Here is a 15,621-nt window from a genome sequence, read left to right as displayed (position 1 = left end):
TATCAAATTATTATAATACAATAGAAAAGGCCATTTCCAATTGTTCGGAAATATTTTTAAGAGAATAATTTTCTAAAATATATTTTCTTAAATCAGGTTGAAAAGTTTGTCCTTGCATCAATTGGGAAACTGCTAATCCAATTTCATCTATGCTATATGGATCTACTTCTACTGCCATATTATTATAATACTCTTTGGGACCTCCTAATCGAGTAATGACAATATCGCATCCCATTACCGCAGCATCAAGTGCAACAATACCTACTCCTTCATAAATGCTGGGAAGTGCAAATACTTTAGCACGCTTATACAGATCTAACATCGTATCGTAAGAAATATATCCCATGTAAGTGACATTAGGTTTATCTCTTATCCAGCTATCAAGCAGCTTTTTCTCTTGTTCGTTCCGTAAAATTCCTCCTAATACCAACTTAAAATTATACTTTACAGATGCATCAATTAGCCTCTTTACATTTTTTCGAGCATCACATAACAGACTAATATGTAAACAAAAAGGTTCTCGCTCATTCCCAAATGATTCAGGATTAACATTATAAGATAATGGTATTATCCGGCATTTAGAAGCAGAAATACCAAAACCCTGTGAAAGATATAATTTTTCATATCGGGAACGCACAAGAAACAGTTTTACTTTCTCTTTACAACTACGCAATGCATGATAGGAATTATTTAGTCGTAATTTATTACATCCCCAACGTGAATAACACTTCAAAGCAATTAAACTATAATTGGGATCAAGTATGGGGGCTACTACAATATGAGGATTTATGGGATACAGCCATTTGATTATATCTTGCATATACTCATTAAATCCGAAAAATAATATTATATCGAACTGTTTCCAATTATTTTCTTCCCACATATTTATAAGCGTCACTGTATGACCTAATTTTTCAAGCCCTTTTTTCCATGTATTAGCTTGGCTTACAACGCCATCTGTCGGAACAATTCTCGGATATGATAAGATAAATGCTATTTCCATTTTTTATATTAATATTTTGTCATCATTTATATCTCTATATACACCGGTCTTTATCAACCTTGCAGGAATTCCCGCTAACAAACTATAAGTCGGAATGTTATAATGCTTGTTTAATAAACTACGAGCCGCTACAATCGAGTAGGCAGGGACTCTCGTCCCTTGTAAAATTAAACATTGTGAAGCAATCCAGACATTTTCTTCTATAATCACTTCATCATAACCTTTTCCTAAAAAATTCCCGTCTAAATCTTTAATCCGGTGCATTGCGCTGTCCATAACCGAAACATCCCATCCGATGAGGACATTTTTACAAAATATAATTCTATAATCACAGTTTAAACGTAAGGATGCAGCATTCCCAAAATTGTCCCCAAACTCAAGATAACTGTTCTCACGTAAAACCGTAATTGCAGAGTTAGCACCTATGGCAGCTCTCCCCTTAAAAACTATTGTCCCTTGGTTATGCCATCTAATTCCACTGTTGGGATACTGATTGGTTATGAAAATTCCCAACCGTATCATCCCGAATGTTATAACCGGAGAGTCTATAATAACTTTTCCTCTCATACAATAATAATGGGGATTGTATATAATAATGGGGATTTTTATTGCTTGCCTAAAAGGCAGATATTTCAGACAAAAAAATAAAGACGGCACAAGTGCCAATAATGTTCTTAGTTTCATTTTACTAAATATTCCATTTATTGAAAATATGTTTCTGTATCCAGTTTCCTACATAGTAATTCTAAATAGTAACCATTACAAATACTGCAAAATTCACATAATAATTATTGAACAAATTTTCATTGCCAAATAAAGGCTTTCCGATCAAAAATATAAAATTAAAAAGATATACAGCTAAATTCAGATGTCTACTATTGGTCGTTTCATTTATAATATGCCTTATATATTAATCCCCCAAATTTTTTATATTCTTTTTTTAATTTCCTGTTATTATTCAATGTATATAGTATACATCTGAGTGTTACACCACATAATAATAATATGTTGGCAATTTTAAAATATAATATACCACGGGTCTTTATATAATATTTCTTCCGTCCGTCAAGTTCCATCAATTTGCGATGTTCTACAATTTTGGAACTCTTTCCTTCCAAATGAACAATCTTAGCTTGAGGTACATTGATGTTTTTATAACCAGCTTTTCTAATTCTCCATGATAATTCACTCTCTTCACAATACATAAAGAAATCAGGATCAAAAGTACCCACTGTATCTAAGACCGATTTTCTAAGCATCATATCAGCACCGGAAATATTCCCTACTTCTATCGCATTTTCAGATGTGTTATAAAACGGATATTTTACAAATCTTCTGCTAAATCCCAATGTCAATTCGGAAATTTCATATGATCTTATTCCGTAAGGAATTTTATGATAAGAATATGTATGCTGTAATTGCGCATTATATAAATTTCCTCCACAAGATCCAACATCAAGATGAGTATCCATATACTGCATAAGTATATAAATGGCATTATTTATTAAATACGTATCGGTATTTAGTAAAAAAATATATCGTCCTTTTGCGATTTTTATACCTTCATTATTTGCTTTCCCAAATCCTATATTTTCAGATAACGAAATGAGCGTAATTTGATCCCCATATTTTTCTCGAATTTCTTTCTCCGGATTTTCAGAAGAGTTATTATCTACGACAATTACCTCAAATGTAAATCCCGCACTTTTTTCATATATAGAATCAATAGCTTGTAACAATAATCGGGTAGTATTATAATTCACTAAAATGATAGATACATCCATAAAATTAAAATGATTTTTTATGTAGTAATTTTTTTAATTCCGCCATTAACGTATTCCGAAAAATATATTTCCATAAAACTTTTGTAATAGCCTTTTCCCAACCATATTTTTCATATAACACAAGGAATTTATCTCTTTTTATATTTCTCTTTACAGGCTTTCTAAAACTTTCTCCACCTTGTACAGCTTCTTCATACTCTCTTTTTTCTATATAAAGATTTTGCATAGAATTTCTAAATTCTGAAAAAAAATATTCACCCTTAGATGTATTCAACACAACAACAGATGCGTTATGGGCATTTCCGGTAAAAGGGTATAACTTCCCTAATCCTATAAAATCACCCAAAGTTATATCTGATATACGTCGTTCTGAAGCATATCTGCAGGAATAACAGCTCTCTCTAAGAGTTATGGATGTCAAGAAAGCTGTAAAATAATACGATAAAAAAGCTCTTTTGTTATACAAAACTTTTCCATTATTCCATAATGAAAAATTGTAATTGTATTTATCATTCCCTCTAAAACGACAATTTGTTGCAAGTCCTATTTTTCTTCCCAATATACGTTTTATTTCTCCAGACAAATAATCGGGAGAAGGTACTCCATGACATAATAGATCACAAGTAAGTAAATTATCATAATCTTTTCCTAAAAAGCTTTTTAATCCGGCTATCTGACAAGGAGTTCCAATAAATAAAACATTTTTCCCAGATTGTAAATCAACATCAACTTCTTTATATTTGAAATTAACGTATGCTTGTACATATTTAGACCCTTTCAGATCTTCTACATCAGAGATTGAAGTCACTTTATCAAAAACAGGGCGTAATTGTTTATCCCATTTAACACCATATACGATTCCATTTTTATTTTTTATCATATATTGTGAAAAACAAGTAGCAACACCACCTGAAGCACTTAATCGTCGATCTTTTTCATTTTTATTCCAAACAGCATAACAACCTATGGGAACTTCCCATTGAGGTTCTGTCCTGACAGGACATTTTTTTATACACAGTCCGCAATCTATACAAAGATCTTGATTTATTTGTGGGTGTAATTCACCGAACTTATCAGAAACAAGTTTTATACATTTATGTGGACAAACATTCTGACATGCAAAACAACCTGTACATTTCTCATACTCGCAAATAGTTTCCATATCAAAAACATCAATTATTTACAATATCTCTTAAATACGCAAACGAATCTTCCCGATCTTTTTGCAATATTAAGTTTGTTCTTTTATAATCTATTGGCGTTATAAAGTCTTTATTTAGATCTTTCTCATCTATATACAGTCTATCATGTAAACAATAATGAAAAAGAAGATTCTCAATTCTTGAATTTTGAGAAGATTTATCATTGCTTTTAAAGCGTAAAAACGTAACAAAATTCTTATTTAGGTTTATACTAATGGCTGAAGCATGAAAAGAGTCGGTACAAATTAAATTTGCATGATTTATAAGATAGATAAAATCCTGTAAACCTGCATCTTCAATAATCTCTCCATCTATTATAAAATGACTAGGTTTCATTGGTAATATAACAATACGATGAATTTTTGCACGTTCTTGTATTCGTTTTAAATTCTTTAGATATGATAAATTTTCTGCTATGAAATAGCATAATATGTATGGAGAATTTGTATTAAAATTTTCTAACGTTTTTTCCTCAGCAAAAGAATTCCATTCATTAGCAGATAATAAAAATGTAGGATCTAGAACTTTAAAAACTTTTTTACCTGACAATTTTTCAAGAATATTAATAGCTGTCTCTTCTCGAGAAGATATTTTTTCGTATTTTGACAAAGTATTCTGATATAATTTAATCTTATTTGTAGGAAATTCCTCAACACCTATACTTGAGGCATAAGAATACTTTAAAATATTAATATCTTGTAATAAAAAATAGGGCTCTGTATAATAAGGATTCCAAATTTGATCACTTCCGGCAACGACACAATCAAGAGTTGAAACATCTCTTTTAAAAAGTGCCCTTCCTATAATCCCTATTCTTTGTGGAAAACTTTTAAAATGAAGTTTTTTAAATTGTTTTATTTTCCGTTCTTTTTGGGGATGTAATCCATTCTGTATATTTTGTAATTTATTTCTTTTTATGCGAATCAAAATTAGTCTTGCGACATTACGCCATGTCAAACATTTCTTCATCAAAAAGCATTCTGCCCCAAGCTTTAGAATTACATAATTTAATGCAAAAGCCTGTAATGATGTTCCATAATTACTTCCTCCAAACCAAGTAACTAAACCTATTCTTTTCATATAATTACATATTTCTAATTTCTGCAAATAAGGAAATGAATTTTCGAGCTTGTTCTATCGGTAAATACAAAGATTCTAATTTTTTCGATATATCTCTAAGAGTTTCCGGACTGTCTGGATTCTGTAAAAGATTATATATGGTAGAGGATAGAATCCTATAGTCTTTCGCCGGTTCATAATAATGGAATAATCCCTTTGAAGTTTCAAGAATTACAGGTATTTTGGTTGTAATTACAGATGTTTTATAAATAGCTGCTTCAATAGGAGTATAACCAAATCCTTCCATCAATGAAGTTGAAACAAATATTTCAGCTTTGTTGTATAAGAATGCCATTTCCTCATCAGATAAATTTTTCTCATATAATACTACTCGATTCATTAATTTCAGATCACTAATGAGTGGAATCATCTTTTTCTGCCAAAACTCTGTTGAACGAGCTTTTATTAATAGGATGTGTGGTATTTTATCTTTAATCAAAAAGAATGCACGTATAAGTGTTTCTATATTTTTATATTCCATCAAAGTATTTACAAATAGAATATACTTTTGATTTTCAATGTCCTTTAATCCTATCATTTTCCGTGATACAATCACACTGTTGTGTATTAAGTATAATGGAGCTTTTAGATAAGGTAATTGTTTTTGAATATTTTTACGAGCTTCTTCTGATATTGTAACAATAAATGTATTCTTATCAAGAATCCGATCCATAAAGAACTTATATATCTTTCCTTTCACAAATTGATTTTTCTTTAAAATATAAGTCTGTGCATCATGAAGGATTCCTACTTGTTTAGCCTTTGAACAAAATAATGAATCAATACTCATATATGGGCAAAAAAATATATCTATATTTTTTTTGACAATATATTTATCAATAAAAGAGCTGTAAATATAACCCTTTAAATGTGGGATTTTCTTTATTACCATAGATAAACGTTTAGGTAATAACAGTACCGTAAAGGAGGGAAATAGTTTTGTGAAATATTCTTTTTCCTGTGGTTGTATTATTATATGTATTTCTAACGCAACATCATTCAAATCTTTAAATCCATTCAGTAGTCTATACGTACAATTGTATACTCCGGAAACCTGAGTACTGTCCATAAATGAACAATCTATGAGAATCTTCATCATATTTATCGTTTTATAACTCTCTTGATTTTATTAAGAAGCAATATTTTTTCTTTTGAAGATAATCCTATAAAAAATATTATTATAGCACAATACAACCCGGAAAAAATAATTGTAAAAAACAATCTATGTATAGTCGGAAGGAAATAAGAATGTATGATATATACAGGAATCATAACTATACAAAAAACAACCAATGCCTTAAACAATACATGTTTAAAATATTTTTGCACATTAAAAGGAACAAGAGTTTTAACAACAAGCAGCCGGCATATCAATGCAATAGCTTCCATAAAAAGGGCAACTTGAAAAACAGAATCAGAATTATACCCTAATTTTAAAAAAGTATATGATATGGGAATATTTAATAAAAATACACTATTGACTATCAATTGAAATTTACGGATATTGCCAGAAGAGGAAGCTGCTGTGATTATTGGAGATGAAAATGTTGTCAATAATCCGGTCAATAACACATATCTACAAAAAACTACAGTATGCTCAGGAACAACATTCAGCCATAAATAAAGAATTTGTTCCATCTCTGTGAAAACAGGTACTACCAAAAGTAAAAATAAAAAAAATGATATTTTAGATGATACAAATATTAGGTCTTGAAAATATATAAAATCTTTTGAAGCGTATGATTTTACAATCTGAGGATTTACAGATGTCTGAAAACTAGAAATAAATGAATATAACGCATGAGTAACTTGAACAGCAATTCCTCTCGCCGCATTTACGATAGGTCCTCCAAAAATATTTAGCAATATATTTTGACCTTGTGTATTGAGAATATTGACTATACCTCCAAAAATATTCCATCCAGTAAAACCTGTAAGTTCCTTATAAATAGTCATGTCTTTAACTAAATAAAATTTACAGATAGAAATTCTTCTATTACAATATATAGAATATATAGACAATATTATAAAAGCAACAGAACACATTAAGATAGCATAGGTCTTAAGCTTTTCCCAAAGAACCCATGTAAGTATTAAAGCCATTAACAGTTTTAATATCGCCTCAACAATACTTATATAAGCATAGACTTTCATACGCTCATACGCAATTATTGTTGCTAACAAAGGAACTTGAATGAGAGAAATCATTGAAGACAATACAGAAAATTGAAATACCCAGTTTGCTGCATTTATTTTATCATCGGGAATTTCAAGTCTATTATTTAAAAACCATAAACCAATTGTTTCTGCCAGTAATAATATAAAAATAGCAATTATTATATGAATGGTTACAGAAGCATTAAAAACTTTATTTAATTGAGAAATATTTCCCTTGCCTAACTCATAATTTAGAAATCGCTGTGTACTTGAAGCCATCGCAACATTTAAAAAACCAAACATACCAACGACTCCTCCAACAACATTGTATATACCAAAATCAACAACACCAAGAGCATTTAGTACAAGGCGTGAGGTATACAAAGAAACTCCCATCGTGATAAACATTCGAACATATAAAACCAACGTATTCTTTATAACAAGATTACGTTGACGATTTACTTTATCACTCATTTCTAACTATCACCCTTTATACATCTCCTCGTAATACTTCTCATACTCACCGGAAGTGATGTTATCTATCCATTCCTGATTATCTAAATACCAACGGACTGTTTTCACAATGCCTTCTTCGAATTGCAAGCTGGGTTCCCAACCGAGTTCGTTTTTCAGTTTGGTACTATCTATGGCATAACGCAAATCGTGTCCTTTGCGGTCGGTAACATAGGTAATCAGGTCTAAAGAATAACCTTCGGGATTTCCTAACAGACGATCGACCGTTTTGATGATGACTTTGATAATGTCAATATTTTTCCATTCGTTAAATCCTCCGATATTGTAAGTATCGGCTATCTTGCCTTTATGGAAAATCATATCGATGGCTCGAGCATGGTCTTCGACGTAAAGCCAATCCCGGACATTCTCGCCTTTGCCATATACCGGTAACGGTTTACGGTGACGGATATTATTGATAAACAGAGGTATCAGTTTTTCGGGGAACTGGTATGGCCCATAATTGTTGCTGCAATTGGTAACGATGGTCGGCATACCGTAAGTATCGTGAAATGCCCGCACAAAATGGTCGCTCGATGCTTTCGATGCTGAATAGGGACTATGCGGATTGTATTTCGTATCTTCATAAAAGAAATCTTTGCCATAGGCAAGATGGTGTTCTATGGAGGATGCTGTCGTTGTGAACGGAGGTTTTATCCCTTCGGGATGTGTGAGTTCCAAAGCTCCATATACTTCATCGGTAGAGATATGATAAAACCGTTTTCCGGCATAGCTTTCGGGTAAAGATTCCCAGTATTCTTTTGCTGCCTGCAACAGGCTCAATGTACCCATAACATTGGTGCGGGCAAAGGTGAAAGGGTCTTTAATGCTACGATCTACGTGACTTTCTGCTGCCAAATGGATAATGCCATCTGCTTCGTACTGTTTCACCAACTCCTGCATTCCGGGAAAATCGCATATATCGGCTTTTACAAAAGTATAGTTCGGCTTGTCTTCTATATCTTTAAGATTGGCTAAATTTCCGGCGTATGTCAGTTTATCGAGATTGATAATGTGGTAATCGGGATATTTATTGACAAACAAGCGAACGACATGCGATCCTATAAATCCGGCGCCTCCGGTAATGATGATATTGCGTTTAAATTTCATGATCGATTATTTTTGTTTAAGTTCTTCTATGCATTTTACTAAAGAGTCTTTCCAATACGGAACTGTTATGCCGAATGTCTTTTTTACTTTTGTCTTATCCAATACCGAAAAATGCGGACGTTTTACTTTACTTGGAAATTCGTCGCTGTGACAAGGTTGTATATCACAACAGTTTCCGGAAAGTGCGCATATCTCTTTTGCAAAATCATACCAAGAACAGACTCCTTCATTGCTGTAATGATAGATACCTTGCCGATTTAGAAAATTGTTTTCTATGATTTTGTAGATCAATGCCGCCAAATCACCGGCATAGGTCGGTGTACCGACTTGATCGAACACGACATTCAAGGTTTCTCTCTCTGATGTAAGACGTTGCATGGTCTTTACAAAATTGTTCCCGAACGGGGAATAGAGCCATGCCGTACGAAAGATCAGATAACGGCATCCCGACTCCAATATGGCTTTTTCTCCTGCCAATTTTGTGATTCCGTAAACTCCCAACGGATCGGTCGTCCAATCTTCGTGACAAGGGATATTCCGGTCTCCTTTAAAAACGTAATCGGTAGAGATGTGTATCAGAGTCGAATCTGACTCCTTGGCTGCCATCGACAGGTTCTCGACAGCCTTATTGTTCAGCAAATCGGCTGTTGCATAATCGTCTTCTGCTTTATCGACATTGGTATATGCAGCACAGTTTACAATTATTTGTATATTCTCTTTATCGATTATCCGGCGAATAGCATTCAGATCGGTAATATCCAATTCCGCTACGTCGGTAAAAACATAATGGTTGCCCGAACTTTTCGATACACGGCGCATTTCATTTCCGAGTTGCCCGTTTGCGCCTGTTACTAATATATTCATCATCAATATAATTTTTCGTTATAGTCGAACAACCATGACGCATCGTGCAAACGACAATGATGCCGGTCTTTTTCCGAGAGTATTACTTTATCGGACGGTATTTTCCAATCTATCCCCAAATCAGGATCATCCCATGCCAAAGCGCCCTCGCTCTGCGGTGCATAAAATGCGTCGCATTTATACTGAAATATGACTTCATCGCTCAGGACGCTGAATCCGTGCGCAAATCCGCGCGGAATAAAAAACTGACGGTGATTCTCTCCCGAAAGTTCTACGGCTACATGTTTTCCGAATGAGGGAGAACCTTTGCGAATATCGACGGCGACATCCAATACTGCACCTTTAAGTACTCGCACCAATTTACTCTGGGCATAAGGCGGTTTCTGAAAATGCAATCCGCGCAAAACGCCATACGAAGATTTCGACTCATTATCTTGGACGAAAACGGTTTTACACACTTTTTCTTCAAATTCACGCTGAGAGAATGATTCGAAAAAATATCCCCGTTCATCGCTGAAAATTCGCGGTTCTATAATAACCACCCCGTCTATGTCCGTTTTTATTACTTCCATTATTCCAATCCCAATTCATTAATGACTTTCAGCAAATATTGTCCGTATTGATTTTTAAGCATCGGTTGCGCCAAATCACGCATTTTATCGGCAGTGATCCAACCTTTGCGAAGAGCTATGCCTTCGAGGCAGGCGACTTTCAGCCCTTGTCGCTTCTCAATGACTTCGACAAAGGTTGAAGCTTCACTTAATGAATCGTGCGTACCTGTGTCTAACCAGGCAAATCCACGTCCTAATGTCTGCACTTTTAATTCTCGATCATTCAGAAAAGCCTGATTTACCGTAGTAATTTCCAGTTCTCCTCTTGCCGAAGGCTTTATATTTTTGGCAATATCGACTACACGATTAGGATAAAAATAGAGTCCTACAACTGCGTAGTTGGATTTAGGCTTTTCCGGTTTCTCTTCGATCGACATACAATTACCGTCTTTGTCAAACTCTGCAACGCCATACCGCTCAGGATCGGCGACCCAATAACCGAAAACCGTAGCTTTCTTGTCTTCGTCTGCCGTACGTACAGCGTCTTGCAACATTCGGGTAAAACTTTGTCCATAAAAGATATTATCTCCGAGAACCAGACAAACCGAATCGTCTCCTATGAATTTTTCACCGATAATAAAGGCCTGAGCCAGACCGTCCGGACTGGGCTGTTCGGCATATTCGAAATGTACTCCGTAATCAGAACCGTCTCCTAACAATCTCTTGAATCCGGGCAGATCGACCGGAGTAGATATTACCAAAATGTCCCGGATTCCGGCCAACATCAACACCGATATAGGATAATAAATCATCGGTTTGTCATAAATCGGGAGAAGCTGCTTACTCACTCCCTTAGTGATCGGATACAACCTTGTGCCCGAACCGCCTGCTAATACAATACCTTTCATTTTTAATATAGTTGCAATAATATGGTGTCCGGAAGTCTAATTTTCTTCAGAATAACCTTTGCCATATCCATAATTATAACCGTATCTGTACCCATATTGATATCCATAATGACCATATGCTTCGGATGTGCCGTTCAGGATAACAGCCATGTTTTTATATCTTTGATCTGTATAAAATCCTTCTATTTCATAAAGCATGCTGCGATCTAATAAGCCTGACCGGATAATAAACAGTGTCATATCCGATAATTTATTGATAATAGAAGCATCTGCAACTATCTCTACCGGAGGACAATCGATAAAGATGCAGTCATATTCGGTCTTTAATGTACTCAACATTTGTTCTAAGCGCAGATCAAATAACAGCTCGGTCGGATTTGGAGGTATCGTGCCTACCGGTATTACATCTAAACCCGGATAAACCTTGCCTTTGACTATAATTTCAGAAAAATTTTCTACTTGCCCGCTCAAATAATTTGAAATTCCTATTCGGGGAGAATCGACATACGAGCTTAAAGAGGCTTTTCTCATATCGAGGTCAATAACCAATATCTTTTTACCTTTAATTGCAAGACTTTTTGCCAGATTCATGGTAATAAAAGTCTTTCCGCTACCCGGATTTGCAGACGTAACCATGATAACCCGGGATTGTCCTTCTTTACCCAACATGAACTCAAGATTGGTGCGTACAACTCTAAATGCTTCGTTGACAAGATTTCGGCTTTTTTCTTTAACTACAATCGTATGTGTTTCCGGTAATTTCTTTTTCCGGAATATCGAACCCTGTTTGTCCTGATGATATGCCAACGGTATTTCTCCGACAAAAGGAATTGTCATATTTTCTAAATCTTTACGTCCCCTAACTTTTGTATTCATATTCTCTGCAATGAATATGACTATTGCAGGCATCAACAGACCTGCTACAAAGGCAACCAACAAGATATTCTTTTTCAGCGGGGCTGTAGGCAACATGCTTCCTCCCGCCGGAGTGATAATACGGGTATTATATGCCGTAAACGCTTGCGAAAGTTCGTTCTCTTCACGTTTTTGAAGTAAGTATAGATAAAGCGATTCTTTTACTTTCTGTTGGCGTTCGACCGAAAGCAGATATTTGGCCTGAGCAGGGCTTTCAGCAATACGGGTAGTCGTCTGCTGTCCGCTGCGTTCGAGATTTTTTATTTGTGCATTTAAGGTGACAACCTGATTATCTATAGACGCGACAATTGCTTTGCGCATAGCAGCCAATGCATGGTCGAGATCGATAACCAAAGGGTTCTGGTCACTGCTGTTTGCAACCAAACTGTTGCGCTGAAGCAATTTGTTATTGTATTCTGTAATCTGATCTCCGAGGTTAGAGTTTTCTATACCCGAATTGGCCGGCAAAAGCTGGTATTTGTTCGACTCTCCTCCTAAATAATTACGAATATAGCGAGCCATATAAAGCTGATTGTTCAATGCCAATAATTGAGCATCGGTTTCACTGACCTGTGCCATATACATACTGGACGCTGCTTGCACATCAGGCAAAAGATGTTCGCTCTTATACGAAGATATGTCCTCATCTACACTTCCCAATTCTTTTTCAATAACACCTAAGCGTTCGTTGATAAACATAGAAGTGCTGATCGCTATCTGATTTTTATCTTTTACCCAATTTTCATTATATACGGCAATCAACGTATTCAGAATATCTTCGGCCCGCTGGATAGAAACGTCTTTGAATGACAGATCGACAACCGTAGATTTTTCATCATTTAGCACGACAGATAAATTCGGAGCATAACGACGGACAGCACTATAAAGACTAGAACAGGAAACATATATAGGTTGAGAAAATTGAGAAGTATAATAAGGCGTGGGGCATACTGTTACTTTTCCAACAGGAGTCATAATCGTGTCTGTCAATTGTCCTTTTACCAATTTCCCGGGCAGTTCTTCACCATTCCGTATAAAATCAGACAGTTCTACGGTACTATCTGCCAAAATTTTTACGGTCAACGCTGACGACTCATTATTGTCCGGAGTATCTATAGACACATTTATCGGTAAAGTACGACCATATAACACTTCCCGGTAAAAGCCTCCGTCAACATGATAATCCATATTCAGATGCAAACGCTTTACGACATCGGTCATGATTGCCGGAGACTGCAACGAAATGATTTCATTATTTACATTCGTATTTGCCTGAATCAATCCCAAATCGGCAAATGATCCGGCATCTGCGGAGAGGGACTTCCCTTTTGAGTCTTCTTTAATGAGTATTGAAGCCGACCGGGTATATACCGGAGGTGTTACTTTAATGTACAAGAAAGCAGCTCCTAATGTAATCATCAGAGATAGGGCAAACCAATACCAATTGGATGCACAAAGGTATAGCAAATCTTGTATTCGCATAAACTCTTCAGATTGCTTCGATTTCGGATTATTTTGAACAGCAGCCATATTTTTATTTAATATCAAAATAGTTATTTAACAATAAGCACGGTAATAGTGGTCAGCAATGAGGCCAATGACATCCAGAAAGATGTAGAACGGACATTATTACCGTTGACCGTAGATTGACGTGCCCGGACTGAATTAGGTTCGACATATATTACATCGTTCTGCTGAAGATAATATGCCGGAGAAGAATAAATCTGTTTTGCAGAACACAAGTCGAGTTGATAAGCGGTCTCTTTATCCCCCTCCTTTCTCAGGACATATACGGGATTCCGTTTCCCGTATATCGAGAGATCCCCGGCCATACTGATTGCATCAAGAACGGTAATTCTGTCCCGATCGATATTAATGCGCCCCGGTTTATTGACCTCTCCTAATACAAAAACACTGAGATTCATAAATTCTACCGTAACGACCAGATCTTTTATCAGATTTTCCTTAATAAGCCGGTCCTTGATGTATCCGGCAAGCTCGGAGCGGGTCATTCCTGCCACACGAATTTTTCCTAAAACGGGAAATTCAATATCTCCTTGAGAATCGACAGTATATACCGACATTTCTTGATTAGAATTTTGCGCCCCCGATGCTAATCCTGCACGAAAAGAGGCTATAGGCAAATTGAACAGACTTGCCAATTGAGGATCTTTACTGCTGACAACGATAGAAAGCTTATCTTCCGGTCGGAACGTAATTTGAGTCGATGCTATCAATTGCTCAGATATTCCCGGCTTAAGATCCTGAAAATATACGACCTTTTTAGACGAATCACATGAACTGAAAAGTACAATAACAAGTAAAATTCCTAATATATGCTTGATCTGCATAAGCTTAATCTTTATTATTTTATTCATACTATTTAAATTCCTTACTATTCTATTTTTTCGATCAACGAAGGATGTATAAATGCGGTTGCAACGGCCATTATCCCTTGAATAGAAACGACTACCCTCCTATCGCCCTTAACTCGTACAAAAACACCTTCTACTCCGGAAAAAATTCCTCCGGTAATTCTAACCTTATCTCCTTTTTTCAATATTACCGAAACAGGATCGAGATAAACGAGCTGATCGTCATACGTGCCCGACACTGCAATGAAATCTTGCATTTGCTTATCGGGAATTATAATCGGACGGCCTGTTGCCTTATCCATAATATATCGAATAGGCAAACGGACTTCAAGTTCAGACTTGAATGTATCTATACTCCTTTTTGTCGAATGGACAAAAACAAGATTATGTATAATCGGTACTAATTTTCGTGATTTTTTAGCTCCTAAATCCGTGCTTTCATAGTGCATCGGTATAAAATTTTCAACATTATGACCGTCGAGATATTCTTTGAATATCATTTCCCGGCTATAAGTAACACGTATAGCATACCATGCTATACCCTCTTGTTTCTTTAACTCTATGTTTTCTTTCTGCTCCAAAATTTTTCATAAAATAATCTCCGGTATAAAAAGGGATTATTTAAGGATATTCTCATATCCCAAAGATGATCGCGATTCACATCGAGACTTCTCTTACTTAATATCTTAGATGTGTAATTTATATACCAGAGATTATATTTTTGTAAATAATACACCAAGAACCTGTACTCCTAAGATAAGATAGTTTTTGAATCTTCTGACCCTTCTAAAACTAAGCCGATCACTATTTCAAGAAGTTCTCAAAACAGACTCGGGCAAAATTTAGACGGCTTTTAAAATTCCTATCCTACTTCGGTAAAACTTTGAACAAGTTCTAAATTCATAGACTTTGAAATCATAACTATATAATATCAATAACTACAACAACTTTTCCCAAATATTAATTTTTACAAAAGAATGTTCTTTAGGGACACCAGAAATATATATATCCCTGACTAACAATCGTTTGGCTGTATAATATAAAACACACCTTCAGCTCTGAATCCTGTTTCTATCACAGAAGTAGGACTTTATTATCTTGTGTATATAATTAATTGATT

The 15,621-nt window shown here is 35.1% G+C and carries 14 protein-coding genes; all 14 read right to left on the bottom strand.

Features of this window, described 5'->3' with window-relative positions; translation table 11 throughout:
• Window positions 1-10: 10 nt before the first annotated feature.
• Window positions 11-1,003, bottom strand: coding sequence for a glycosyltransferase family 4 protein (locus tag AC0UMU_RS10935; RefSeq protein ID WP_472300752.1), 993 nt, complete (start codon window positions 1,001-1,003; stop codon window positions 11-13).
• 3 nt (window positions 1,004-1,006) lie between these two features.
• Window positions 1,007-1,570, bottom strand: coding sequence for an acyltransferase (locus tag AC0UMU_RS10930; protein ID WP_302545076.1), 564 nt, complete (start codon window positions 1,568-1,570; stop codon window positions 1,007-1,009).
• A gap of 320 nt (window positions 1,571-1,890) precedes the next feature.
• Window positions 1,891-2,787 (bottom strand): glycosyltransferase family 2 protein, encoded by an 897-nt coding sequence (locus AC0UMU_RS10925; RefSeq protein ID WP_022602646.1) that lies wholly within the window; start codon window positions 2,785-2,787, stop codon window positions 1,891-1,893.
• Between the two features lie 4 nt (window positions 2,788-2,791).
• Window positions 2,792-3,949, bottom strand: coding sequence for a Coenzyme F420 hydrogenase/dehydrogenase, beta subunit C-terminal domain (locus tag AC0UMU_RS10920; protein WP_022602644.1), 1,158 nt, complete (start codon window positions 3,947-3,949; stop codon window positions 2,792-2,794).
• A 10-nt stretch (window positions 3,950-3,959) separates the two neighbouring features.
• Entirely contained in the window at window positions 3,960-5,069 is a 1,110-nt protein-coding gene (locus AC0UMU_RS10915; RefSeq protein ID WP_472300749.1) for a polysaccharide pyruvyl transferase family protein, read from the bottom strand.
• Between the two features lie 4 nt (window positions 5,070-5,073).
• Window positions 5,074-6,207 carry a glycosyltransferase gene (locus AC0UMU_RS10910; RefSeq protein WP_022602640.1) on the bottom strand — a complete coding sequence of 378 codons (1,134 nt, stop codon included), beginning with the start codon at window positions 6,205-6,207 and terminating at the stop codon, window positions 5,074-5,076.
• 2 nt (window positions 6,208-6,209) lie between these two features.
• Window positions 6,210-7,739 carry an MATE family efflux transporter gene (locus AC0UMU_RS10905; RefSeq protein WP_031258895.1) on the bottom strand — a complete coding sequence of 510 codons (1,530 nt, stop codon included), beginning with the start codon at window positions 7,737-7,739 and terminating at the stop codon, window positions 6,210-6,212.
• A gap of 9 nt (window positions 7,740-7,748) precedes the next feature.
• Window positions 7,749-8,888 (bottom strand): dTDP-glucose 4,6-dehydratase, encoded by a 1,140-nt coding sequence (locus tag AC0UMU_RS10900; protein ID WP_472300748.1) that lies wholly within the window; start codon window positions 8,886-8,888, stop codon window positions 7,749-7,751.
• Window positions 8,889-8,894: 6 nt separating this feature from the next.
• Window positions 8,895-9,752, bottom strand: a complete 858-nt coding sequence (rfbD, locus tag AC0UMU_RS10895; RefSeq protein WP_472300765.1) for a dTDP-4-dehydrorhamnose reductase — start codon at window positions 9,750-9,752, stop codon at window positions 8,895-8,897.
• A 2-nt stretch (window positions 9,753-9,754) separates the two neighbouring features.
• Complete coding sequence (rfbC, locus tag AC0UMU_RS10890; protein ID WP_009317087.1) at window positions 9,755-10,324, bottom strand: dTDP-4-dehydrorhamnose 3,5-epimerase; 570 nt, start codon at window positions 10,322-10,324, stop codon at window positions 9,755-9,757.
• A complete protein-coding gene (gene rfbA / locus AC0UMU_RS10885; protein WP_009317088.1) occupies window positions 10,324-11,211 on the bottom strand; it encodes a glucose-1-phosphate thymidylyltransferase RfbA in 888 nt (295 codons plus the stop codon). Before rfbA ends, rfbC begins: the two co-directional genes overlap by 1 nt.
• 36 nt (window positions 11,212-11,247) lie before the next feature.
• Entirely contained in the window at window positions 11,248-13,656 is a 2,409-nt protein-coding gene (locus AC0UMU_RS10880) for a GumC family protein (RefSeq protein WP_472300747.1), read from the bottom strand.
• Between the two features lie 23 nt (window positions 13,657-13,679).
• Window positions 13,680-14,477: a polysaccharide biosynthesis/export family protein gene (locus AC0UMU_RS10875; RefSeq protein WP_473979935.1), complete on the bottom strand. Its 798-nt coding sequence runs from the start codon at window positions 14,475-14,477 to the stop codon at window positions 13,680-13,682.
• A gap of 44 nt (window positions 14,478-14,521) precedes the next feature.
• On the bottom strand, window positions 14,522-15,082 hold the full coding sequence (locus tag AC0UMU_RS10870) for a UpxY family transcription antiterminator (protein WP_009317091.1): 561 nt from the start codon (window positions 15,080-15,082) through the stop codon (window positions 14,522-14,524).
• Between the last annotated feature and the right edge of the window lie 539 nt (window positions 15,083-15,621).

Source organism: Coprobacter fastidiosus (genome assembly GCF_982245605.1).
Note: the sequence above shows the minus strand (reverse complement) of the source record. Positions and strands in the feature narration are given on the sequence as shown.